The sequence below is a fragment of the Microbulbifer pacificus genome, assembly GCF_002959965.1.
Taxonomy (GTDB): Bacteria; Pseudomonadota; Gammaproteobacteria; order Pseudomonadales; family Cellvibrionaceae; genus Microbulbifer; species Microbulbifer pacificus_A.
In genome coordinates this window covers 2,222,463-2,247,440 of the sequence record NZ_PREV01000026.1, presented here as the reverse complement: position 1 = coordinate 2,247,440, position 24,978 = coordinate 2,222,463, and the positions used below count along the sequence as shown (strand labels likewise).

Annotated in this window: 21 protein-coding genes; 16 read left to right on the top strand and 5 right to left on the bottom strand. The window is 60.2% G+C overall.

Translation table 11 applies throughout. The features are described from left to right. Window positions 1–155: 155 nt before the first annotated feature. Window positions 156–1,160: an adenosine kinase gene (locus C3938_RS09830; protein ID WP_105102956.1), complete on the top strand. Its 1,005-nt coding sequence runs from the start codon at window positions 156–158 to the stop codon at window positions 1,158–1,160. 189 nt (window positions 1,161–1,349) lie between these two features. Here the strand turns inward: C3938_RS09830 and C3938_RS09825 are convergent, their stop codons facing one another. The 4 genes from C3938_RS09825 to C3938_RS09810 form a co-directional block, all read right to left on the bottom strand. After that, window positions 1,350–3,116, bottom strand: a complete 1,767-nt coding sequence (locus tag C3938_RS09825) for an EAL domain-containing protein (protein ID WP_105102955.1) — start codon at window positions 3,114–3,116, stop codon at window positions 1,350–1,352. Between the two features lie 133 nt (window positions 3,117–3,249). Continuing rightward, complete coding sequence (locus tag C3938_RS09820) at window positions 3,250–3,828, bottom strand: YajG family lipoprotein (RefSeq protein WP_105102954.1); 579 nt, start codon at window positions 3,826–3,828, stop codon at window positions 3,250–3,252. A gap of 59 nt (window positions 3,829–3,887) precedes the next feature. After that, complete coding sequence (locus tag C3938_RS09815; protein WP_158681629.1) at window positions 3,888–4,412, bottom strand: copper chaperone PCu(A)C; 525 nt, start codon at window positions 4,410–4,412, stop codon at window positions 3,888–3,890. 95 nt (window positions 4,413–4,507) lie between these two features. Further along, complete coding sequence (locus C3938_RS09810; protein WP_199775521.1) at window positions 4,508–5,080, bottom strand: hypothetical protein; 573 nt, start codon at window positions 5,078–5,080, stop codon at window positions 4,508–4,510. Window position 5,081: 1 nt separating this feature from the next. Here C3938_RS09810 and C3938_RS18075 point away from each other — a divergent pair, with 1 nt between their 5' ends. From C3938_RS18075 to coq7, 12 genes are all read left to right on the top strand, one after another. Beyond that, the gene (locus C3938_RS18075) at window positions 5,082–5,279 is read left to right on the top strand and encodes a hypothetical protein (protein ID WP_199775520.1); all 198 of its coding nucleotides are present in this window, start codon (window positions 5,082–5,084) and stop codon (window positions 5,277–5,279) included. 244 nt (window positions 5,280–5,523) lie between these two features. Next, complete coding sequence (locus C3938_RS09805) at window positions 5,524–7,413, top strand: protein-disulfide reductase DsbD family protein (protein WP_105102952.1); 1,890 nt, start codon at window positions 5,524–5,526, stop codon at window positions 7,411–7,413. Window positions 7,414–7,689: 276 nt separating this feature from the next. Further along, window positions 7,690–8,124, top strand: coding sequence for a type II 3-dehydroquinate dehydratase (gene aroQ, locus C3938_RS09800; RefSeq protein WP_105102951.1), 435 nt, complete (start codon window positions 7,690–7,692; stop codon window positions 8,122–8,124). A 66-nt stretch (window positions 8,125–8,190) separates the two neighbouring features. Beyond that, window positions 8,191–8,661, top strand: coding sequence for an acetyl-CoA carboxylase biotin carboxyl carrier protein (gene accB / locus C3938_RS09795; RefSeq protein ID WP_105102950.1), 471 nt, complete (start codon window positions 8,191–8,193; stop codon window positions 8,659–8,661). 15 nt (window positions 8,662–8,676) lie between these two features. Further along, a complete protein-coding gene (accC, locus tag C3938_RS09790; protein ID WP_105102949.1) occupies window positions 8,677–10,020 on the top strand; it encodes an acetyl-CoA carboxylase biotin carboxylase subunit in 1,344 nt (447 codons plus the stop codon). 398 nt (window positions 10,021–10,418) lie between these two features. Then, complete coding sequence (gene prmA, locus C3938_RS09785) at window positions 10,419–11,309, top strand: 50S ribosomal protein L11 methyltransferase (RefSeq protein WP_105102948.1); 891 nt, start codon at window positions 10,419–10,421, stop codon at window positions 11,307–11,309. A gap of 65 nt (window positions 11,310–11,374) precedes the next feature. After that, window positions 11,375–12,667 carry a DUF3426 domain-containing protein gene (locus tag C3938_RS09780; protein ID WP_105102947.1) on the top strand — a complete coding sequence of 431 codons (1,293 nt, stop codon included), beginning with the start codon at window positions 11,375–11,377 and terminating at the stop codon, window positions 12,665–12,667. A gap of 162 nt (window positions 12,668–12,829) precedes the next feature. Beyond that, a complete protein-coding gene (dusB, locus tag C3938_RS09775) occupies window positions 12,830–13,840 on the top strand; it encodes a tRNA dihydrouridine synthase DusB (protein WP_105102946.1) in 1,011 nt (336 codons plus the stop codon). Beyond that, on the top strand, window positions 13,837–14,136 hold the full coding sequence (gene fis, locus C3938_RS09770) for a DNA-binding transcriptional regulator Fis (protein ID WP_105102945.1): 300 nt from the start codon (window positions 13,837–13,839) through the stop codon (window positions 14,134–14,136). The genes dusB and fis overlap by 4 nt, the downstream gene beginning before the upstream one ends. 284 nt (window positions 14,137–14,420) lie before the next feature. Next, complete coding sequence (purH, locus tag C3938_RS09765) at window positions 14,421–15,995, top strand: bifunctional phosphoribosylaminoimidazolecarboxamide formyltransferase/IMP cyclohydrolase (protein ID WP_199775519.1); 1,575 nt, start codon at window positions 14,421–14,423, stop codon at window positions 15,993–15,995. A 277-nt stretch (window positions 15,996–16,272) separates the two neighbouring features. Next, complete coding sequence (gene purD, locus C3938_RS09760; RefSeq protein WP_105102943.1) at window positions 16,273–17,568, top strand: phosphoribosylamine--glycine ligase; 1,296 nt, start codon at window positions 16,273–16,275, stop codon at window positions 17,566–17,568. A 21-nt stretch (window positions 17,569–17,589) separates the two neighbouring features. Next, complete coding sequence (coq7, locus tag C3938_RS09755) at window positions 17,590–18,237, top strand: 2-polyprenyl-3-methyl-6-methoxy-1,4-benzoquinone monooxygenase (protein WP_105102942.1); 648 nt, start codon at window positions 17,590–17,592, stop codon at window positions 18,235–18,237. 86 nt (window positions 18,238–18,323) lie between these two features. Here coq7 and C3938_RS09750 read toward each other — a convergent pair whose 3' ends face one another. Further along, window positions 18,324–18,731: an OsmC family protein gene (locus tag C3938_RS09750; RefSeq protein WP_105103317.1), complete on the bottom strand. Its 408-nt coding sequence runs from the start codon at window positions 18,729–18,731 to the stop codon at window positions 18,324–18,326. Between the two features lie 325 nt (window positions 18,732–19,056). Between C3938_RS09750 and crp the strand changes: the two genes are divergently transcribed. The 3 genes from crp to C3938_RS09735 all read left to right on the top strand — a co-directional run bounded on the left by crp (window position 19,057) and on the right by C3938_RS09735 (window position 24,870). Next, window positions 19,057–19,692, top strand: a complete 636-nt coding sequence (crp, locus tag C3938_RS09745) for a cAMP-activated global transcriptional regulator CRP (protein ID WP_105102941.1) — start codon at window positions 19,057–19,059, stop codon at window positions 19,690–19,692. A gap of 136 nt (window positions 19,693–19,828) precedes the next feature. Continuing rightward, entirely contained in the window at window positions 19,829–22,069 is a 2,241-nt protein-coding gene (locus tag C3938_RS09740) for a transporter substrate-binding domain-containing protein (protein WP_105102940.1), read from the top strand. A gap of 326 nt (window positions 22,070–22,395) precedes the next feature. Further along, window positions 22,396–24,870 carry a TonB-dependent receptor gene (locus C3938_RS09735; protein ID WP_105102939.1) on the top strand — a complete coding sequence of 825 codons (2,475 nt, stop codon included), beginning with the start codon at window positions 22,396–22,398 and terminating at the stop codon, window positions 24,868–24,870. Window positions 24,871–24,978: the final 108 nt, after the last annotated feature.

Sequence of the window (24,978 nt, the reverse complement as noted above, 5' to 3'; positions counted from 1 at the left end):
CATTTATAAGGTCGACCGGGCACAAGTCAAATCCGGCCGGTCACAAACCATGGGCCTCGCTGCACTTGCACTGCCCCCATCCGCCGCCATAATGCGGCGAGCGTCCGCAGAGCGGGCCGGACACAGCAACAGACCAGTAACGCCATGGAACCCCTATGCACCAGTACGACCTCTACGGCATCGGCGCCGCCCTTCTCGATACGGAAATTGAAGTCACCGACAGCGACCTCGCGTCTCTCGGTGTCGACAAGGGAGTCATGACACTGGTGGACGACGCGCGCCAACAACAGCTGGTGAACGACCTCAAAAACCATATGGTCACCGCCAGCCACGCCTGCGGCGGTTCCGGCGCCAACACCGTCATTGCCGCCAGCTACTTCGGTCTCAGCACCTTTTATTCCTGCAAAGTCGCCGCCGACGATAACGGCGACTTCTATCGCGACAACCTCGCCGCCGCCGGTGTCGACTATCCCAAAGCCCTGCATAACGCCGACGTCGGTACCACCGGAAAATGCCTGGTCCTCATCACTCCCGACGCCGAGCGCAGCATGAACACCTATCTGGGTATCAGTGCGGAACTCTCAATAGCGGAGATCGACACCGACGCCCTCGCCCAGTCCCGCTGGATCTACCTCGAAGGCTACCTCGTATCCTCCCCCACCGGCCGCGCCGCTGCCATTGAACTGCGCCAGCAGGCCGAAGCCAACGGCGTAAAAACCGCCTTGAGCCTATCCGACCCCATGATGGTGCAACTGTTCCACGACGGCCTCAAAGAAATGATCGGCGAGTGCGTCGACCTGCTGTTCTGCAACCGCGACGAAGCCCTCAAATTCTGCCAGACCGACTCCCTCGACCAGGCCGCCCAGACCCTGCGCAACCACAGCCGCGCTTTCGCCATCACCCTCGGCGCCGACGGCGCGCTGCTGTGGGACGGCGAACAGGAATACCGTGTCGCCGCGCCCAAGGTCAACGCCATCGACACCAACGGCGCCGGCGACATGTTCGCGGGTGCGTTCCTGTACGGAATCAATCGGGGAATGGGATTCACGGAAGCCGGCGAACTCGCCTGTCGCGCTGCTGCGCAGGTGGTGAGCCAGTACGGGCCGAGGTTGCGCCCGGAGCAGCACCGGGAGCTGCTGGCGTCGGCGGTAAATATATAAATCCGACGCAAATTAGGCGACGAAGTAAAAAACTTTGACGCGAAGGTAGGGGGCTGGGGATCGGTTTTCGAAAGCGTCGGCAACAGGGATGTTGCCGACGCAGCGTACAGGGATGTATTCACAGCGGTTTCGAAAATCGATGCCCAGTGCTCTACCGCCACCGGGCCAGCAAAAAAACCACCAACAGATTCAGTTCACGGTTGATGAAGGGCGAGGCCCACTGATCTCAGGCAGACAGGCCGCCGCCGCAATACCAAACCCCTGAGCATAATCCACGCCCATCAAGCGCAGCTTCTCCAGCAGCTCCGGGGTCTCGGCAAACTCCGCAATGGTGCTGATCCCCATGCGCTTTGCCAGGTGATCCACCGTACTCACCATCGCACTGTCGATCTCATCTTCCAGCATGTTGCGCACAAAGGACCCGTCGATCTTCAGGTAATCCACCGGCAACTGACGCAGATAGGCCAGAGAGGATGCGCCACGACCAAAATCATCCAGCGCGAAACTGCAGCCCGCCGCGCGCAACTTGTGAATGAACACCAGCGCCCGATCCAGATTATTGATCGCACTCGTCTCCGTAATCTCAAACTGCACTCGCGACGGCGCCACTCCCGCCTCCGTCAGCTCCTGCAGAACGAAGTCCGCAAAATACTCGTCCCCGAGGCTGATCCCCGAAATATTGATCGCATAATGGAAACCCGCCGCGCCACTGCTCTGCTCCAGCGCCATATAGCGGAAAATATTGCGAATCACCCAGCGATCCACATCATCGATGATCCCGTAACGCTCCGCCGCCGGCAGGAACAGGCCCGGCGAAATCACATCGCCATCGCGCCCCTGCATACGCACCAGCACTTCATAGTGATGCACCCGGTTCTTTTCCTGCAGCGCTACCACCGGCTGGCGATACAGCAACAGCCGATCCTCGCGGATCGCCGCGTGAATCTCCGCAAGCCAGGTACTCTCGCGGCGCTTCTCCAACGCCTTGCGCGAATCCCCGAAAAACTTCACCCGGTTGCGTCCCTGATCCCGCGCCGCACTACAGGCATCATTGGCCGACGCCAACAGCTGGCTGGCGGGCGGCGCATGGGCATCGACACTCACCGCACCAATCGACAATGCCGGACGAGTCTCGCTGTCCTCCCACTGGAACACAAAGCCGTTCACCGCTTCGCGCAAACGGGTGACAATACGCTTCGCCTCCTCCAGGGTGCAGTCTCTCAACAGCAGCGCAAATTCGTCACTACCTACGCGACCGAGCAGGTCACCCTTACCCAGGCAGCGGGTGAGAATTTTCGCCAACGCAATCAACAGCGCGTCCCCAGCGTTGTAACCCAGGGTGTCATTGACCACTTTGAACTGGTAAACATCAAGATACAGGAGGATATGGTGCTGCCGGGAGCCGGCATCGGTTCCCAGCAGTTGCTGCAGGGTGTGCTCGAAGGTCTGGCGATTGGGGAGGTGAGTCAGGGCATCGTGACTGCTCTGCCAGCTGAGCCGGGATGAAATGCGACGAGCTTCCGAAGTAGGTCGCAGCACCAGCACATAGCCCTCGAGGTTTACGCCCTCGCGCAGGCTGTGGATAACAACGTTGACCTCCAGCAACTCGCCGTCTTCCCGGTGGATATTGCCACGCAGTTCCCGGCGACTGGGGATATTACCTGCCGCCTCCCCATTGCTCAGATTCAAATCCAGCGGTGCTCCGCCGTCATCGACAAGCGGCAGACTGCCGGCAAGCAGTTGCCCCGGCAATAATCCCACCAGATTGCCGCACAGTTCGCTGACCAGGGGGTTGCTGTAGCGGATACGACCATGGCGGTCAGTGACCACCACACCGTCGGCCACCTCCCCCAGCGCCAGCTCCGCAGCCGCCGGACTCAGCGAGCCGCCGTACAACGCATCCACCTCCTTCAGCAGACCATGGTAGGTGGCATTTTTCGGTGTGAACTCAGTCAATGGAATCCCAATTCAACCGGCAGCGGCGCCCGGTTTTTACCAAAGCGGCCCTGCATCGGGACCGCGTAACTGTATTGCACCCTTGATTGCACATTAGGAGGCGCAGGCTCTTGATACCGAAAATAATAATGACTTACAGGTGCTGACGCAGGAAGGACTTCAGCTTTTCATCCTCGAAGGCGCGCTGCAGCGTAGTACTCAACAGCTGATTGAGATTGGCCTCCACCTCATCGCGGCTCGGCTTGATGAGGTTGCGGTCCTTGCCACTGGTACTGTAGTTACCGTAAAAGGTCGCACCTTTCACCGATACCTGCAACTGGATCGTGGCTCCGGAATCCACCTTGGTCGTGTAAAGCTTGTTGGGGCTGTCGTAGCTGAGATTGGTCAGGTTGGCCACCACCTGTACATCACCGCCGCTCTGCACACCGCGGAAAGACCATGCCTCCAGGCCCTGGTACAACGCGGTCGCCATCGCCTGCTCAATATCGTTACCCAGGGTCACATTGGAAGAATCGGCATAAATGCCACCCAGGGAACCAAGCCCTCCACCGCTCAACTGATTTACGCCGCGGGCGTATACGGTGTAACCGGAGCCGATATTGTCCGGAGCGACCTGCACCTGCGGTTTCACCACCACCTGTACCGGACTGTGGGCACAGGCGCCGAGCATAGTGGCAAAACCTGTAACCAGTACTGCGGCCAGCTTTTTCATAAAGACTCTCCCCTACTCCATAAATGGTTCATGTTTTCGATGTTTTGTATCCGTCACGATCAGCCGTGATGGTGTTCGTGATGGTGGTTTTCCTCTTGAACGGCTGCGGGCGCATCACCGCCCTCCGCAAGTCCGCGCACCGGCAGTGTGACCTCGCGGGTGGAACCGTCGGCAAATACCAGGCGCAGAAACAGGGGCTGCCCAGCCGTCAGTGCAACCCCGCGGATCATCAAATGGGCGGCACCGGGGCGCATTTCAATGGTGCCACGACCCGGCAACGTCATTTTTTTTAACGCACGCATGCGACTCACCCCCGCCACTTCTTCCGAGGTATGCAGTTCGACCCCTCCCTTGGGATACTCGGGCAACTCCACCCGCTCGAGCACCCGCTCGCGCCCGGAAAGTTCACGCAGGGTCAGATAGGCCGCGCCCATTGGCGCCCCGGGGGGCATTTCGCGAGCATAGCCGCTAATTTCAATATCCCCGCCCCGATCAGCAGCGATACCCGCGCTGCCCAAGACACAGAACAGAGCGCCGAGCAGCCACGGCCAAACTCTCTTCGCGGCCGCACATTTTCGTTTCACGGAGTTTCTGTTCATCATCCCCTCATTTATTCGTCTTGCCGCTCGCCTTTTCACTCGATTTTCCGGTCGGCTTTCACTCATCAAGCTGCGGGAACTCACTGGCTCTTTTGTAACAGTAAGCGCGGAGGATTGCCGAGCTTTATGTCACCGCGCACCCGGTAACCGGGTACCGCTTCGCGCAGCTGGCTGTATATCCATCGCCCTTCGGCATCGCTGCGAGCAACAATAATGACCCGCAGCTCGTGGTCACGGATGCGTTCAGCCACACTTTTCAGCATCTGTATCATGGCGTCGGAGCGCGCCGCCAATGGTTCCGCCGGCAACGCCATGGTCTGCGCGCCCGGCCCTTCGAGAGCGATGTCCTGCTCCGCACGGCGCTGCTCCCGCTGTAACTGGCCGCGCACCTCCTGCGAGAGCGGGTTGCCGGGTGCAATTTGATCCGCGGTATTGAGCAGACTGCTGGCGCGCCCGAAGGAGCGCTGCCGCAACGCATCCCGGGCCTGCTCCACCAGCTGCATCACCAGAGTCTGGATGCCCGCCACGGCCTGAGTATTACCGGGGTCCAGTTGCTGCACCTGCAGATAGAAATCGTAGGCACTGGCGCCCGCCGGCATGGTGATGAAACCCTCGCGCTGAGCCTGCTCGGCGCGCTGCAGGAAATGACGCACGGTGCGCTGGCGAACTTCCTCCGGACTCGGCCCCGCCGGGCGCACAGGTTCGGGGACCGGCGCCGCGGGGGCGGGCTTTGGTGGTGGCGTGGCACAGCCGGCGATCAGCGCCAGCGACAGGGCCGCGGATACCCACGCAGCACACCGCGCCCTCGTGACACACCGGCATCCGCCGTCGGTCCCTGCGGCAGGGATGTAATTACTTGAGAAATTTGCGATCGGATTCACTTTTCGGAGGTCTACCTTCACGCTGCGGGTCGGCTGCGGCCGACTGTTGTTTTTTTGTACCGGTGGCACCGCTATACTGCGCCTTCGCTGCCGTCGACGCCAGCGGGTGGCCGAGCCAGTATTCCCGCCGTTGCGACGACCCGCTGGAGGCGCCAGGGAACGAGGGGCCGCAAAACCAGTCCAAACTTGCCTGACTATAAAGAATTTTGTTGCCAATGACTGCGAACACTTCCGGCTTGCGAAAAAAATTTCTTCCCGCGCTGCCCGCCAGTCCGCGGCTGATCCTGCTCTGCGCACTGCTGCTCGTGGGAGTGTCGCTCGCCGCCCCTCCCGCCAGTGCGAACAATGGCCTGTCCTCGCCATCATCCTCGCCCTTTGCCAGCGCGAATTCCGGCCAGCAAGACTTCCTGCCCGTAGACCAGGCGTACCAGCTGGACTTCCTGTTCACTGACGCCGGTACCAGCGCACTGTTCCAGATTGCACCTGAATACTACCTGTACCGCGACAAACTCAAGGTTCTGCTGATTGTCGATGGCGAAAAATCCACGCTGCCGCTGGATCTGGAACAGGGAGAGGTCATCTGGGATGACTATTTCGAAAAAGAAACCGAGGTCTACCGCTGGCAGCTGGAAATTCCACTGGCGGAGGCAGCAAGTCTCGCGGCCGGTGGACAAGCGCAGCTTCAGGTGCACTACCAGGGCTGCGCCGACGCCGGCCTGTGCTATCCGCCGCAGGTTCGCAACTTTACACTGGATTTCGCCAGCAAAACCGCAACCCCAAATGACGGCGCGAGCGCTGGTCCCGGCACCACCGCCAGCGCCGCCGGTGGCGGACCGCTGACCACCGCCGGCACATCCACCGGTCTGCTGCTCGCGCTGGCCCTGGCGTTCGGTGGCGGCCTGCTGCTGAACCTGATGCCCTGCGTGTTCCCGGTGCTGTCCATCAAGGCACTGGCCATTACCCACGCGGGCGCTCATCAGCGACTGCATGGCTGGGCGTATACGGCGGGAGTTATCGCGACCTTCGTGTTGATCGCGGCCATCATGCTCGGCTTGCGCAGTGCCGGGGAAGCGGTGGGCTGGGGCTTCCAGCTGCAATCACCGGTCGTCGTGGCAGCACTGGTATATCTGTTTTTCGCCATGGGCCTCAGCCTGTCGGGCGTTACCGAGTTTGGCGGGCGCCTGATGGGGCTCGGCGCCGACAGCGGACGAAGCGGCGGCCTTGGTGGCTCCTTTTCCACCGGGGCACTGGCAACGGTGGTCGCGAGTCCCTGTACCGCACCGCTGATGGGCTCGGCGCTGGGGTTCGCCGTGACCCAACCGGCCATTGTTGCGCTGTCTGTCTTCGCCGCGCTCGGTGCCGGCATGGCCGCTCCCTTTCTGCTGCTCACCTACATTCCCGCGCTGGCACAGAGACTGCCACGGCCGGGCGCGTGGATGGAAACCCTGAAGCAGTTCCTCGCCTTCCCCATGTACCTCACCGCAGTGTGGCTGCTGTGGGTACTGGGCCGCCAGGCCGGCAGCGACGGCGTGGCGCTGGTGCTGATGGGCGCGGTGGCACTGGCCTTTGCCCTCTGGCTCTGGCCGAGACCGGCAGACAGCGCGGGTAAAATACGCTGGCTGCGTGCAAGCTGCGCCATCACGGCAGTGATCGGCGCCGCCTGGGTGCTGCCACAACTGGAAAATGAACAGCAACTGCCGTCGAGCGGCGCCAGCGACTACTGGCAGCCCTACTCACCGGCCGCTCTGGACGCGGCCCGTGATCAGGGGCAACCGGTACTGGTTAACATGACCGCAGCCTGGTGTATCACCTGCCTCGCCAATGAGAAGGTGGTGTTGTCCAGCGACGCAGTGCGTACGGCGGTGGGCGATCTCGGCATTGTCGCTCTCAAAGGTGACTGGACCAATCAGGATCCGCAGATCACCGAGCTGCTTACGCGCTACGGTCGCTCCAGTGTACCGCTGTACCTGCTGTTCCCCGCCGGTGGCGGCGAGCCACAGATTTTGCCGCAAATTCTCTCCCGCGACGGCCTGCTTATGGCCATGCGCACAGCCTCCGGTCGCGAAGCAGTCGTCAACTCCACACCATCACCCGGCGTCCACTGAATCCGCCTATGTGGCCAATCGCACCGGCGAACAGGCCACTCTCACTACAACTTTGCGGCAAAACGGACGTGAATTTCGCCGAACTGCGCGCAACGTCTCTATTTCCCGAACTGGGGCATGGACAGAGGGTCACTTTTGCGGCAAACTCGCGCCCAATTTCGGCAAATCCGCTGCTTACCGCCGTTTAGCGGCAAGTTGTATGACTTTTTGCAGATTTTAGTCACCAAATCGCGCGCCCTCTCCAATAGCGAGGCGAGACAAAGAGCGAGGCACAGAATGGCCACACTGCTGCTGTTACACGGCCCCAATCTGAACCTGCTGGGCACCCGCGAGCCCCAGATTTATGGCTCCACCACCCTGGACGAGATCAACGAGGCGGCCCGCGCCCAGTGCGCCGATGCCGGCTGCACGTTCGACTGCCTGCAGAGCAACAGCGAAGCGGAGCTGGTGGAGCGCATTCATCGCGCTTATGCCGAGAAAGTGGACTTCATCGTCATCAACCCCGCCGCCTTTACCCACACCAGTGTCGCCCTGCGCGATGCCCTGGCGGGCGTTGCCATTCCGTTTATCGAGGTCCACCTCTCCAATCCGCACGCCCGCGAAGCCTTCCGCCACCATTCCTATCTGTCGGATCTCGCACAGGGCGTTATCTGCGGGTTCGGTGCAGATAGCTACACTTTGGCTCTGCAAGCGGCGCTGAAACGAATTTAACCGAATTTTTCATTCGCGGGCTGCGCGCCCGTGAGCATGGCTACACAAGATCGAGAGTGACAAGTTATGGATATCCGCAAAATCAAGAAACTGATCGAGCTGCTCGAAGAGTCCGATATCGGCGAACTGGAAATTAAAGAGGGCGAGGAGTCCGTGCGCATCAGCCGCGGCGTGAGCGGCGCCTCTTTCCAGATGCCGCAAATGATGCAAATGCCGATGGCCGCGCCCGCCGCCCCGGCAGCCGCGCCGGCTCCGGCCGCCGCCCCGGTGGAGGCCAAGGCCGAATCCGTGCCCGCGCTGACCGGCCACCCGGTGAAATCGCCGATGGTCGGCACCTTCTACGCGGCCTCCAGCCCCGGCGCCGACCCCTTTGTAAAAGTCGGCCAGCAGGTGAAGGCCGGCGACGTAATCTGCATCGTGGAAGCGATGAAGATGATGAACCAGATCGAGGCCGACAAGGCCGGCACCATCGAAGCCATCCTGGTGGAAGACGGCCAACCGGTAGAGTACGACCAGCCGCTCGTGATCATTTCCTGAGCGGGGTGAGTACGCATGTTTGAAAAAATCCTGATTGCCAACCGCGGCGAGATCGCGCTGCGCGTGTTGCGCGCGTGCAAAGAGATGGGCATTGCCACGGTGGCGGTGCACTCGCAGATCGACCGCGACCTCAAGCACGTTCGCCTGGCGGACGAGGCCGTGTGCATCGGCCCCAATCCGTCGCCCCAGAGCTACCTGAACATCCCCGCTATTATCGCGGCGATGGAGATCACCGATGCGATGGCGGTGCACCCGGGCTACGGCTTCCTGGCGGAAAATGCCAACTTTGCCGAGCAGGTGCAGAAGAGTGGCTTCACCTTTATTGGCCCGGACGCCGACACCATTCGCCTGATGGGCGACAAGGTATCGGCGATTGCGGCAATGAAGAAAGCCGGTGTTCCCACTGTGCCGGGCTCCGACGGCCCCCTGCCCGAAAACGGTGAGAAGTGCCTGGAAATCGCGCGCAAGATCGGCTTCCCGGTGATCATCAAGGCCGCAGCCGGCGGCGGTGGTCGCGGTATGCGTGTGGTGCACAGCGAGGGCTCACTGCTGAACTCCATTTCGGTGACCAAATCCGAGGCCGCTGCAGCCTTCGGCGACAGCACGGTCTATATGGAGAAGTTCCTGCAGAACCCCCGCCACGTGGAAATCCAGGTGATGTCCGACGGCCAGGGCAATGCGGTGCACTTCGGCGACCGCGACTGCTCCCTGCAACGCCGCCACCAGAAAGTTCTGGAAGAGGCGCCGGCACCCGGTATTCCGGACAAGGTGCGCAAAGATGTACAGGAAGCCTGTGTGCAGGCCTGTATCGACATCGGCTACCGCGGCGCAGGCACGTTTGAGTTCCTGTACGAGGATGAGCGTTTCTATTTCATCGAAATGAACACCCGTATCCAGGTGGAGCACCCGGTGTCCGAGATGGTGACTGGCGTTGACCTCATCAAAGAGCAGATTCGCGTCTGCGCGGGCGAGAAGCTGTCGTTCAAGCAGGAGGACATCGTGATCCGCGGCCACGCCTTCGAGTGCCGAATCAATGCCGAGGACCCGAAGACGTTCTTCCCGAGTCCGGGTAAAGTGGAATCCTTCCACGCGCCGGGCGGCCTGGGTGTACGGGTGGATTCTCACCTCTATTCCGGTTACACGGTGCCGCCGAACTACGATTCCATGATCGCCAAGATCATCACCTACGCCGAGGACCGCGAAACCGCGCTGGCCCGTATGCGCGTGGCGCTGAGCGAGATGATCATCACTGGAATCAAGACCAACATTCCATTGCAGGAAGAGCTGGTGCGGGATGAGGCGTTTGCGCGCGGTGGGGTGAATATCCACTACCTTGAGAAAAAGCTCGGCATGGAATAACCCCTGCGTTTCAAGTTACCGCCCGGAGGTATTCCGGTTGGAGCGGGCCCGGTGGCGGCAAAGCACCGGGTATCCGCTTTTGAAACCGCTGTGAATACATCCCTGTACGCTGCGTCGGCAACATCCCTGTTGCCGACGCTTTCAAAAGCGGATACCCGGCACTTTTCCTTTCTCTTCACGCCTCCTACCCTGTTAGCTGATTTTCATTCCCAGAATGTACTGAACTGTGACTCGAAGGCTTCGCTGCCGGTAAGGCGTTGCGAGACCTTCTAAAACAGGGATGTTTTAGAAGAGCCCCCAGGGATGGGTTCACGGCGTGTCTCGCAACGCCTTACCGGCAGCAGAACCGCCACGGACTCACCAAGAACCACCATCCAAACAATGCCGGAACCGAAGAAATGCCCTGGCTCCAATTACGTGTAAACACCACCCGCGATCAGGCGGAAAAAATCGAGAATGCCCTGCTGTTCGCCGGCGCCGTCTCGGTAACCCTGGAAGACAACGCCGACCAGCCCATCCTCGAACCGGGGCTCGGCGAGACACCGCTGTGGGACCAGACCCTGGTCACAGGCCTGTTCGATGCCGAAGTCGATACTGGCGTCACCGAGGCCAAGGTCTCCTCGTACCTGTGCGAACTGTTCACCGGTGCCCGCTGGGAGCAGCTCGAAGACAAGGACTGGGAGCGGGAGTGGATGAGCCACTACAAGCCCATCCAGTGCGGCGACAACCTGTGGATCTGTCCCAGCTGGTGCGAACCGCCGGCGCCGCAAGCCGTCAACATCATGCTCGACCCGGGCCTCGCCTTCGGCACCGGTACTCATCCCACCACCTTCCTGTGCCTGCAGTGGCTCGCCGGCGAACCGGTGCAAGGCAAGACTGCCATCGACTATGGCTGCGGCTCGGGCATCCTCGGTATCGCAACCCTGCTACTTGGCGCCGACAGCGCGCTCGGCACCGATATCGACCCACAGGCACTGATCGCCAGCCGCGACAATGCCATGCGCAATGGCATCGACCCCGAGCGCTTCCCGGTCTATCTGCCCGAGAAAACCCCTCCCGCCAGTGAGGCCAGCGCCGACATCATGCTCGCCAACATCCTTGCCGGCCCCCTGGTCGAGCTGGCGCCACAGCTGATTGAGCGCACGAAAGCGGGCGGCCGTATCTGCCTCTCCGGCATTCTCGCCAGCCAGGCGGAGCGGGTGAAGTCCGCCTACAGCCAGTGGATCGACTTTGATGCGGATGCTGAGAAGGAGGAGTGGGTGCGCCTGAGCGGAACGCGGATCAGGTAAGCGCACTACGCCCCGGGGCGCGGGACTGATAAACTCCCCCGCCAAAGCAATAAACGTCGAATACCATGTCGCAACTGGTCACACGCTGCCCCCACTGCAGCACCTCGTTTCACGTTACCGAGCAGCAATTACGTGCCGCCCGCGGCGCGGTGCGCTGCGGCTCCTGCCTGCAGGTGTTCCGCGCGGACGAAAACATCGTGTTCAACGAGGATGACCCGCAGCCCGCGAGCCGCAAAGCCATCGACGAGCTTCTGGAAGACGACGATTTCCTGATCCATGACGACATCGAACTGGATGGCGAAGACCACAGTGATGACGAGCTCCCGAAGTCCCGAACAGGCAAAGGCCAGCAGAAAAGCACCGAGGAGCGCGACCAGCCCCGTCACACACCTCTTATCGACGACGCCTTCGGTGAACAGCAGTGGCAGGAACTCCATCGCGACGATGCGCAACATGAGCTCGACCTGCGCCGGGAACTGGAATCTGAACTCGATGAATTGAGTGGCATCGACGACCCGTGGGCGGCGGAGATTGCCCGCGAGGAGTCCGCCGGCATCGGCAGCCGCCAAGCTGGCGGACGCCGCCACCGGGAAGAATCCGGAAAGCGCGAGGAAGACCTGGCCGCCGGAGATCGGCTGCAGGAGCACACGGACGCACCGGCAGAATCCGCCAAATGGCCCGACGCTTCCGTCGACGAATTCACCGACGAAGACATGCGGCGTCTCGCCGGCAGCGGCGCCCGCAGAAGCCCCAGGCCAGAAGCAAACGACAGACTGGACTCGCGCCAGGTGGACCAGGCACCACTACTGCCAAGAGATCAGCTGATCTCTGCCATCGGCCCGGCCCCGATTGACGTCACCTGGCAACCCAGACGCCACCGCCGTGTTCCAAACTGGCTGTGGGCACTGGGCGCGCTGCTGCTGGCTCTGGGGCTGGTGGCTCAGACCGCCTATTTCCGCTTCGACACCCTAAGCAAACGTGACCCTTGGCGTCAGCTATATGCCGCTGTCTGCCCTGCGCTCGACTGCACACTGCCACCGCAGGTGGACATTGCCGCGATACACACGTCTAACCTGGTAGTGCGCAGCCACCCGCAGATTGCCAACGCCCTGGCCGTGGAAGCGGTGTTGCTGAACCGGGCCCCCTTTGACCAGCCCTTCCCCAGCCTGCAGCTGCGCTTCACCGACCTTAAAAATGCGCCGGTGGCCAGCCGCCGCTTCGCCCCGGAGGAGTATCTCAAAGGAGAACTGTCCGGGCGCAGGCTCATGCCCACCGGCAACCCGGTGCATATTGCGCTGGAGATTGTCGACCCAGGCAGCGAAGCGGTGAACTACGAGCTGCGCATTGCGCCTCAGTAATTAGTCACTGGCGTTGATTGCGACAAAATGTTGCACAAAGTTCGCCCTAAACGGCCAGCCATCGAACAATTTGAGCGCTTTTTCGCTTTTCCAGTGGCCTGCCAGCCGCTATCATAGGCCGCTCTTTAACACCGACCGAGACCAGACCCGCGGGAGGGCGAGTTGCCCACGGAATTGCCAAGCAGCTTCGCCATAGGCCCTTATAACATCGGTGTGCCAGTCATCCTGGCGCCCATGGCCGGCGTTACCGATCGCCCCTTCCGCAACCTGTGCCGCGAGCTCGGCGCCGGCCTGGTGGTTTCCGAAATGGTCACCTCCGACACCAGCCTGTGGGACAGCCGCAAATCGCGGACACGTCTGGACCACGCGGGTGAGAGCGGCCCGATTTCGGTACAGATCGCCGGTGGCGACCCGGAGATGATGGCGAATGCGGCGCGGGAAAATGTCCGGCGCGGCGCACAGATCATCGACATCAACATGGGCTGCCCGGCGAAGAAGGTGTGTAAGAAAGCAGCGGGGTCTGCCCTACTGCGCGACGAAAAACTGGTCGCCGATATTCTGGAAGCGGTGGTTTCATCCGTCTCAGTCCCAGTGACGCTGAAAATTCGCACTGGCTGGTGCCCGGATTCCCGCAACGGCGTGACGGTGGCCAAAATGGCCGAAGATCTCGGTATCTCCGCCCTGGCAGTTCACGGTCGCACCCGCGCCTGTGGCTACCACGGCCAGGCCGAATTCGATACCATTGCCGAGGTTGTGTCGGCGGTAAAGATTCCCGTCTTTGCCAACGGCGACATCACCGGCGCGGAGAAGGCCCGCAAGGTGTTGGACTACACCGGTGCTGCTGCGGTCATGATTGGCCGGGCGGCTCAGGGACGTCCATGGATATTTCGGGAGATCGCCCACTACCTCGCAACGGGGGAGCGGCTGCCGGAGCCCTCACTGGATGAAGTCAGGGATATATTAATCACTCACCTGAGTGAGCTACACCGTTTCTACGGTGCGGTTATGGGGGTACGTATCGCCCGCAAACATGTGGGCTGGTACTTGAAAACACTCGCGGACAGCGAGGACTTTCGCAAGACCTTTAACCAACTCGATTGCGCAGAAGCACAACATGCCAGCGTTCGTGAGTGGTTTGAACGCCGAATAACTAGAGGGGCAAAAGCGGCATGAATAACGAAGCACTGATTCCGGATACCAGCGATGTGGTATCCGCTGGGGGCCAGGTTCAATTGCAGCAACCGCAGGCACTACGCGACGCGGTTGAACAGGCGATGGAAAATTACTTCCGTCACCTGGACGGTCAGATGGTGACCGAAGTTTACGATATGGTGCTGTCCGAGATTGAAGCACCGATGCTGGAAGTGGTGATGAAGCACACCCGCCACAACCAGACCCGCGCCGCACAGCTGCTGGGCCTCAACCGGGGAACCCTGCGCAAGAAGCTCAAGCGCTACGGTCTGCTGTAAGGCGGCCAGCCGCTGCGGACAGTGACGCCCAAAGCGGTAAAAATTCGACGAGGGGGGATGGGTCAGACCCATCCCCCCTCGCTACTTTCTACCTATGATGAAATGGCTCGGTCCGGCCGCTTCAACGCGGCGCCTTCGGCCCTGATCCATTTCATCGTCGCCCCCGAAATGCTGGTGCAGATGTGTGAATCTGCTGGCATTCCGGGGGCTCGCGCGGCTTAGGCTGCGGCGGCACATCCATGTGCCGCAACTGCTCTTTTTTTACTTCAGATGGACGATGCGATATGACTGACAAGGTGGCCGTTCGCCGCGCGCTGATCAGCGTTTCCGACAAAACCGGCATTGTGGAATTTGCCCGTGAACTTTCCTCGATGGGTGTGGAGATTCTCTCCACCGGCGGTACCTTCCGCCAGCTCGGCGAAGCCGGCATTCCGGTGGTGGAAGTCTCCGACTACACCGGCTTTCCGGAAATGATGGATGGCCGCGTGAAGACTCTGCACCCGAAAGTGCACGGCGGCATCCTGGGGCGCCGCGGCAAAGATGACGCAGTAATGACCGAACATGGCATCAAGCCGATCGATATGGTCGTGGTCAACCTGTACCCCTTCAAGGCCACCGTCGCCGACCCCAACTGCGACCTGCCCACCGCCATCGAGAACATCGACATCGGCGGCCCCACCATGGTCCGTTCTGCCGCCAAGAACCACAAAGACGTGGCCATCGTGGTCAACGCCCACAGCTACGACACCGTGATCGAAGAGATGAAAGCCAACGACGGCGCGCTGGGGTACGAAACCCGCTACGACCTGATGGTGCAGGCGTTTGAACATACCGCGCAATATGACGGTATGATCGCCAACCACTTCGGTGCGCGTAACACCAGTAACGAAGCCCGCGAGTTCCCCAATACCTTCAACGTCCAGTTCGAAAAAGCCCAGGACATGCGCTACGGTGAGAACCCGCACCAGAAAGCCGCCTTCTATGTGGAAGCCGATGCTGAAGAAGCGTCTGTATCCACCGCCACCCAGCTGCAGGGCAAGGAACTCTCCTTCAATAACGTCGCCGACACAGACGCCGCGCTGGAAACCGTCAAACTGTTCGACGAACCCGCCTGCGTCATCGTCAAGCACGCCAACCCCTGCGGTGTGGCCGTAGCCGGCAACATCAAAACCGCCTACGAACTCGCCTTCGCCACCGACCCGGAATCTGCGTTTGGCGGCATCATCGCCTTCAACCGCGAACTGGACGCCGAAACCGCCCAGCTGATCGTCGACAAGCAGTTCTCCGAAGTCATCATCGCACCGAAGGTATCCGAAGGTGCGGCCAAAGCCGTCTCCGCCAAGCAGAACGTACGCCTTCTGGAATGCGGCGAATGGGACAGCAATCGCCCCGCCGCCTTCGACTACAAGCGCGTCACCGGCGGCCTGCTGATCCAGGAAAAAGACAACGGCATGGTCGCGAAAGAAGACCTGAAAGTCGTCACCAAGGTACAGCCCTCTGACGAGCAACTGGACGAACTGCTATTCGCCTGGAAAGTCGCCAAGATGGTCAAATCCAACGCCATCATCTACGCCAAAGACGGCCGCACCATCGGTGTCGGCGCCGGCCAGATGAGCCGCGTAAACTCCGCCCGCATCGCCGCCATCAAAGCCGAACACGCCGGCCTCGAAGTGAAAGGCGCCGTTATGGCCTCTGACGCCTTCTTCCCCTTCCGCGACGGCATCGACAACGCCGCCAAGGTAGGCATCAGCGCCGTGATCCAGCCCGGTGGCTCCATGCGCGACGAAGAAGTCATCGCCGCTGCTGACGAGCACGGCATGGCGATGGTTTTCACTGGTATGCGTCACTTCCGTCACTGATCTGTCACTGACATAGCGATTTAATATTCGCGCGCTATACGGGAAGGTCCTGTGGCTGGTGCCCCTTCCCGAGACCGTCTGCGGCCTGGATGGCCGCAGCCGAGCCCCCATGGATGGGTTCACGGCGTGTCTCGGGAAGGGGCACCAGCCACAGGATCGCCACTGGACCGGCTTACGAAGCACTCTTAATTTGCCCGCTTCCCCGGTTACCGCACAGCAATACTGCGCGCGATGCTAAACTAGCCCACCTAAAACACAGGCATGGGGAAACTCAAGAATGAATATCCTGGTAATCGGCTCTGGTGGCCGCGAACACGCACTGGCCTGGAAGGCCGCACAAAACCCCGCCGTAGACACCGTCTTCGTCGCGCCGGGCAACGCCGGCACCGCCCGCGAACCCAAACTCCAGAACGTCAACATCGGCACCGACAACTTCTCCGCCCTGTCCGACTTCGTCGAAGAAAAAGGCATCACCCTCACCATCGTCGGCCCCGAAGCCCCGCTGGTGGACGGCATCGTCGACTTCTTCAACGCCCGTGGCCACAACATCTTCGGCCCCGAAAAAGCCGCCGCCCAGCTCGAAGGCTCCAAAGCCTTCACCAAAGAATTCCTCGAGCGTCACGCCATCCCTACCGCTGCCTACAAAAACTTCACCGAAGTCGAGCCGGCGATCGCCTACATCCGCGAACAAGGCGCCCCCATCGTCGTCAAAGCCGACGGCCTCGCCGCCGGTAAAGGCGTCATCGTCGCGGAAAGCGTCGAGCAGGCCGAGCTGGCCGTGCGCGACATGCTCTCCGGCAACGCCTTCGGCAATGCCGGCTGCCGGGTGGTCATCGAAGAATTCCTCACCGGCGAAGAAGCCAGTTTCATCGTCATGGTCGACGGCGAACATATCCTGCCCATGGCCACCAGCCAGGATCACAAACGCGTCGGCGATGGCGACACCGGCCCCAATACCGGTGGCATGGGTGCTTACTCCCCGGCACCGGTAGTGACTCCGGACGTCTATCAGCGTGTGATGAAGGAAGTCATCGAACCCACCGTCAAAGGCCTGGCTTCCGAAGGCATGCCCTACACCGGCTTCCTCTACGCCGGCCTGATGATCAATGAAGAGGGCACGCCCAAGGTCATCGAGTACAACTGCCGCTTCGGCGACCCGGAAACCCAGCCGATCATGATGCGCCTCAAGTCCGACCTGGTTGAGCTGTGTATGGCCGCGGTGGAAAAACGCCTGGATCAGGTCACCGCCGAGTGGGACACCCGCCCGGCACTGGGCGTGGTACTGGCGGCCCATGGCTACCCCGGCAGCTATCGCAAGGGCGACGCCATTTCCGGCCTCGACAAGGCCGATAGTAAAAACGCCAAGGTCTTCCACGCCGGTACAGCCCTCGATGGCGAGCGCGTCGTTACCAGTGGCGGCCGTGTACTCTGCGCCACCGCCCTCGGTGACACCGTGGCGGAAGCCCAGGCCAACGCCTATGAATGCGCGCGCAAGATCTACTGGGAGGGCGCTTTCTACCGCAAGGACATCGGTTACCGCGCGGTAGAGCGGGAAGAAGCCGAGAAAGCGTAAAACTTGCCCAGGAGCATATCAGTGAGCAGCCATCGCCAACTGACCGGACTCGATCGCCTGTTGCTGCAGGCGGACCGCGCCCTGCGCACCCTGAGCCCCGGCTCCCCCTGCCACGCGCGCCCGTCGCCGTCGAAAGCGGTGGATGAAAGCGAGCTATCGGACGCCGAGCGCCGCCACGCGGCGGGACTGATGCGGGTGAATCACAGCGGTGAAGTCTGCGCCCAGGCCCTGTATCAGGGGCAGGCGCTAACCGCAAAGCTCCCGCAAGTGCGGGCGGAGATGGAGCACGCGGCGAATGAGGAGATTGACCACCTGGCCTGGTGCGAACAACGCCTGCAGGAGCTGGACAGCCGTCCGAGCCTGCTCAACCCCCTCTGGTATGGTCTCTCTTTCGGCATCGGTGCGGCTGCCGGCAAGATCAGTGACAAGGTCAGCCTCGGCTTCGTCGCCGCCACCGAGGAGCAGGTGTGCAAGCATCTGGAAAGCCATCTGCAAAAGTTGCCCGCGCAGGATGAAAAAAGCCGCGCAGTCGTGGAGCAGATGCTGGTGGATGAGGCCAGGCATCAGCATGCGGCGCTGGATGCCGGCGGTGCGCGCTTCCCCGGGCCGGTGAAAGGGCTGATGACTCTGGTGTCGAAGGCAATGACCTCAGCGAGTTACCGGGTCTGAAGGTTCCTCGCTCTGCAATAAGAAAACCCCGGGTCTCGGCGAGGCCCGGGGTTTTCTTTATGTGCCTGGAGCAATCACGCGCGGCGTCAGATTTCTTCAATCCGGTAGGAGTGCACAATCTCCACCCCCGCGCTGCCCAGCATGATGGACGCGGAGCAATACTTCTCCGCGGACAGTTCCACCGCCCGCGCCACCTGGGCCTCCTTGATGTTGCGGCCGCGCACCACAAACTCCATCTCGATCTTTTCGAACGGTGCCGGCACCGCATCCGGACGATGCCCCTTGAGTTCCACATGACAGCCGATCACGTCCTGGCGGGCCTTCTCCAGGATACTCACCACATCGTAAGATGCGCACCCACCCACCCCCAGCAGGATCATCTCCATCGGGCGTACGCCGTTGTTTTTCTGACCACCTTCCATCACCACGGCATTGCCGCTGCCGGCCTCACCCAAGAATGTCAGCCCATTTACCCAGGTCACCCGACCCTGCATAACGCCGCCCGCCATGGAACTCTCTCCTTCAGATTTGATGAGGGCCGGGAGCTTATCACAACCGTCGCCCATTTCTGCAGCATGAAGTGACAGTCAGCGGCTGCCTCTCCCCTTTGCCGATAAGTAAGCCTTCACTTACGACGGTTGTAAGCGCTGTCAACAACCGTTATAAACACTACCCGACCCAAGCTCTCCGCAAAAAGTGGTCCAGATCACATTGCGGAGCTTTGCCGCGCCCAGCCCCTGTTGGCACCGGTGTTTTAGCGGGATAATCATTCTTTACCCGGGATCAGGCACAAAAAAATTCTAGAAAAGGAGTAGATCCGTGACGGTCGCTACCGAAGATACCCTGTCTACTGGCAACATCGAAGACTTCCTCGCCCACTGCCACCGCCGCCGCTACCCGGCCAAAAGCACCATCATTTACGCCGGCGATCGCTGCGAATCCCTGTATTTCATCATGCGCGGTTCCGTGACGGTGCTGATCGAGGATGACGAAGGCCGCGAGATGATCGTTGCCTACCTGAACGATGGCGACTTCTTCGGTGAAATGGGCCTGTTTGACCAGGACACCCGCAGCGCCTGGGTGCGCACCAAGACCGAATGTGAGGTGGCGGAAATTTCCTACAACAAGTTCCAGGAGCTGAGCCGTCAGCACCCGGAATTCCTGTTTGCGCTCGCCACCCAGATGGCCGGCCGCCTGCGCAATACCACCCGCAAGGTGGGTGATCTGGCGTTCCTCGATGTGACCGGCCGCGTGGCCCGTACCCTGCTCGACCTGTGCAACGAGCCGGATGCCATGACCCACCCGGAGGGCATGCAGATCAAGATTACCCGCCAGGAAATTGGCCGTATCGTCGGCTGCTCCCGCGAGATGGTAGGCCGGGTACTGAAGACTCTGGAGGAACAGGGACTGGTCTCCGTAAAAGGCAAAACCATGGTGGTCTACGGCACCCGCTGACCGCTGAGATCTTTGTGACTGAGGCGATCTTCGGATCGCCTTTTTTGTGCCTCATACACCGTGACCGCGCGGCGCGAAATAGTGACATCCCCACTGCGACATTATGCTTCCCCGGTGAATGTCCGAGGGGTGATCTATGCGGAATCGTCACGGACCCGCTCAGCGTTATCGCTGTGCGTCATTTATCGCACTACTGACCCTGTTATTTGTCGCCGCATGCGGCAAGCATGAGACGCCGGCTAACATCGCAGCGGGCACTAACACCCCGGAGAAAAGTGCCCCGGCGAAGAGCACGTCGGTGACGGATGCAGAGTACGTTGAAGCCGGTGATCTCACAGAGATCAAAAAACACGGCACCATTCGCTTCGTCAACCTTACCGGCCCCGCGGAAAACATGCTGCCCCGTGACAGCATCGTCACCCTGCGCAGTCTCGAACTCGCCAATAAATTTGCGGAAAAGCTGAAGCTTGAGCCTTTGTGGATCAAGGCCCGTACTCCTCAGGAGGCACTCGAACTGGTCAAGTCGGGGAAAGCGGATGTGGCGGCCTACACACTTACCGACACACCCGCCCGCCGCGAACTGGTCGACTTTAGCGTGCCGTTGATGCAGGCGCGGCACAAGCTCATCACCGGTATCAATGGGCCGGATATCAGCGATCCGGCAAAACTCCGCGATGTCGAACTGATCGCCCAAAGCGGCTCCACTTATGTGGACACCGCAAAACGCCTCCTCACCGAATATCCGCAGGCCAATCTTTCCACGCTGGAGGCGGTGGTTTACGAAAACCGTGAAGCACTGGTGGATCTGCTCAACGAAAAACCCAACCGCGTCGCCATTCTGGATGACTACATCGCCAATAACATGCAGAGCTACCGCAATGACGTGCGCACCGGCGCCGATGTCTCCGACAGCGAAAACATTGCCTGGGCGGTACGTAAGGATTCAAAGCAGTTACTCACCACGCTCAATAATTTTCTGACCAAAAACCTCGCAAAGCCCCCGGAAGACCGCATCGTCGACTGGAACCAAATCAAGCAATCCGGTGTTATCCGCTTTCTGACGTACAACCGTCCTTCGGTCTACTACCTATGGAAAGGTGTGCTGATGGGATTTGATTACGACCTGGCAAAATCCTTCGCCGATAAACACGGGCTGCAACTGCAGGTGATTGTGGTTCCCTACAACGAAACATTGATCGACTGGCTGAAAGCGGGGCGAGGGGATTTTGCCGGCGCACTGAAAAACATTACCCAGGAACGTCGGGACATGGGTATTACCTTCACCAATTCCTATAGGGAAACCCCGGAGCAGACGGTAAGCAATCGGCACAAGCCCAAAATTCAACAAATTCAGGATTTGGCGGGACGCACCCTGACACTGCGCGCATTCTCGCCGTTCATTGCCACGGGCCGAGCCCTACAACGCAGTGGTATCGATGTAACCGTCGAAATAGCACCTCCGGAAATGGCCATCGCGGAAATCCTCTCGAAGATCGCGCAAGGCGAGCTGGATGCCACCATCGTGGATTCCGACGATGTTCTGATGGCGGCATCACTGCAACCGGATCTTCTGCCCGGCACGCTGGTCAGCGATCCGAGACCCCAGGGCTGGATGGTGATGCCACAGAACCAGGAGCTTCTGAAAAAGCTCAATATATTCCTGGCCAAGTACCGCAAGACGGAACAGTACCAGCAAAAAGTCGCCGCCTATTTCGAACCCAACAAGCGATTTACCCAGAGAGTTTCCGCGCGGGTTATTCCTGGGGAGGATCTGTCGCCCTACGACAAGCTCGTAAAAGACTCCTCGCTGGAACACGGGTTTGACTGGCGTCTCGTCGTCGCGCAGATGTGGCAGGAGAGCAACTTCAATCCCAAGGCGGTATCGCCAGTCGGCGCTCAGGGACTGATGCAGGTAATGCCCGCCACGGCGGAGGAGATGGGTTATCCACCCCCACTGTTCGATCCCAACCGCAATATCCAGGCCGGCGTCAAATACCTGAACTGGGTGCGCGATCGCTTTGAACCGACACTTCCGACCATCGAAAAACTCTGGTTTACCCTCGCCTCATACAACGCGGGTTACGGCCATTTGCTGGATGCCCGCCGACTGGCCAAGGAGCTGGGGCTGAATCCGGACGTCTGGTTCGGAAATGTCGAGGAAGCCATGCTGAAGCTGTCTGAACCGAAGTACTTCAGCAAAGCACGCTACGGTTACGTGCGCGGCGCGGAACCTGCGCAGTATGTGCGCAATATCAGCAATCTCTACTACGCCTACACCGACGTCGCCAGTGGCGATATCAGCGCCCATTCACCCCAGCACTTTTACGCCAACCCGACGGTTGCGCCTCCCTGGCGCTCACAGCGGGAAAGGCCATAGGACAATAATTCACGGCGCCTTAGTCAAGCCACGCCCAAGTCAAACCACGCCCAGTACCCACTCGGGCGGGCTTGGAGCACCCCCGCCCCGACCGGCAGAGCCCCCCCCTGCGCACAATTATCGGACTGGTGTCCAGAATATTTCACTGTCTTTGCACCAATATTGACCCTAAATCGCACAAAAAACATCATAATGCACCAAAATAGCGCCAAAATGGAGAATTTTACGCTGCTTAAAGACCAAAATTAGCAATATATTCTTTATGGCACTGGTACGTTGGTTGCAGCCATCTCGATATAAACGAATAACAGTCTTAGGAAGAACACATGAGAGACGATAACAAGCGCCATCTCCGGCTTAAAAAATCTCACCTGGCACTCGCCATGTCCTGCGCCACCCTGCCGCTCCCGCAGTTTGCTCTCGCACAACAGACAGATTCGCAAAGTAAACCGGTATTTGAGGAAGTCGTGGTTACCGCTTCCCGCCGGGAAGAAAGCGTGATGGATACCCCCATCAATATCTCCGCGGTAGACGGCGACAAGATCGAAGATTTGCGCCTGAACGATATCGCCAAGCTCGCCTACTACACCCCCGGACTGACCGTGGTCGATCGCGGCCCGCGCAATCCGGCACCGGATCTCATAGTGCGCGGCCTCAACACTGGGGGACTGGGCCCCGGTTTCGACAGCAGCGCTGTCGCCACTTACCTCGGTGATACGCCGGTCACCGTAGATCTGAACCCCGTCGACCTGGAGCGGGTAGAGGTACTGATCGGCCCTCAAGGCACACTGTACGGTCAGGGTACTCTGGGAGGTGCCATCCGCTATATTCCCCGCAAGGCGGAGTTCGGCGAGTACGGCGTCACCTTGCGCGGCAATACCAGCAGCAATACCGAGAGTGACAGTTTCGGCCACGAATACGGCACCACATTGAACTTGGGCTTCAGCGACACCCTGGCCCTGCGCATGAACCTGGACAAGATTTCCGATCCGGGCTTTATCGATTACAACTACGTGGTACGCGAGGCCGGCGTCTCCAATCCCGAGCCAGACTTTTCAGATCCCCAGGATGTAGCGACCAATTTACGCCGGGTGAAAGACGCCAACGGCGCGGACATCACCTCTGGTCGTATCAACCTGCGTTGGGCGGCCACCGACTGGCTGGAAGCCAACTTGTGGCACTACTACCAGGACACCAAAGCAGAGGGGCGCCAGCAGGCCAACCAGCTCGCATTCGGTACCGGCCCCTACGAATCTGCCGCGCGTTTCGAAGAACCCAACCACTACAAAAACCAACTCACCAGCCTGGAAGTGAGTGCGGATCTCGGCTTCGCCGAGGCAACCCTGGTCTACGGCGAGGCCGAGTACGACGAAGTAGGACAGCGCGACCAAACCGACCTGCTGCTGGGATTTGAGTACGGTTACGAAGAGTTCCCCAGTTTCTCCGCCTACACCCGCGAAGAAGCCCAAAGGGAATCCGAGACGATCGAGCTGCGCCTGGTGTCCCAGAACGAGGACCCTGTCTCCTGGGTAGCCGGTTACTTCACCACGGAATACCAGCTCGACGCGGTAAGCATGGAGTTCACCCCGGGGTTTGACCAGTTTGCCGTCGACAACTTTGGCGGCGAGCAGTTACGTCCAGACAGCCTGGAATACATCGAGCTCACCGATGACTTCGGCAAGGAGTCAGCCTTCTACGGCGAAATCAGTTACCAGATTACCGACACATGGTCGGTCACTGCGGGCTACCGCGCCTACGAGTATGAATCCGATATCACGGGCGGCTATGGTCTGCCTCTGTCGGACACCGTGTGGGGAGGAGCCAGCCCCGACGAAATATCCGTGGATCTCGGCCGCAATATGGGGGACGACAGCGGAGACCTGTTCAAGCTGAACTCATCCTGGGATATCAGTGAGCGTGGCATGGTGTACTTCACCTACTCCCAGGGATATCGGATCGGCGGTGTCAACGCCGTGCCGGAATGTACCCCGGAGCAGATCGCAGAAAGCGATCAAGAGCTGTGCGCGCAAGAGCACGAACTGTTCTTTGCACCGGACCTGATCGACAACTACGAAATTGGCTACAAAGGACTGCTGGGCGATCGCGTATCCCTGAGCGCAGCCCTGTACTATATCGACTGGACCGATCTGCAGGTGGCGTCAACCACTGACATCGGCAACCTGCCGATCCTGGTGAACGGCAAAAATGCGTTCAGCCGCGGCGCGGAGCTGCAAGGCCAGTGGATCATCCAGGACAACCTGGACCTGAGCTTCAGCTACGCCTATACCAATGCCGAGTTGACCGAAGAAGCCGAGGGCCTGGTGGGGTCCTATACCGTGGAAAAAGGTGCGCGCCTTCCTGGCCACGCCGAACACTCCGGTGCACTAAATCTGAATTACAGCACCCGGTTACTGGGCAGAGATCTGCTGCTGAATTACGGCGTGGCGTTTTCCAGTGACGTATATAACTTGCCCGGTGGTCCGGAAGACCCACTGTATGAGATCGACGAAGACTCCGGTGAGCGCATCGCCGGAGATCGTGGCGGTGAAGCCATTCCCGGTTATGCCATACACCATTTTTCCGCAACCTTCGAACAGGAGGACTGGCAGGTACAGGCTTTTGTCGATAACCTGTGGAACAAGTACTACATTACCGGAACCCGTACCAACCGTCGCTCCGACGTTCTGCAAAGCGAAACCCAGGGGCCCGGTACCATGTACGGTGATTTCACCCTGCGTTCCTACGCCCAGTATGTCGGTAACCCACGCACAGTCGGCGCGCGCGTAAGCTACCGCTTTTAACGGCACGCGAAAAAATCGATAGTGCAAAAAGCCGGTCTGGATTCTCCGGGCCGGCTTTTGTATTTTTCTGCCATGCAATATTCAAATTCATCCGACAGTAATGAAATA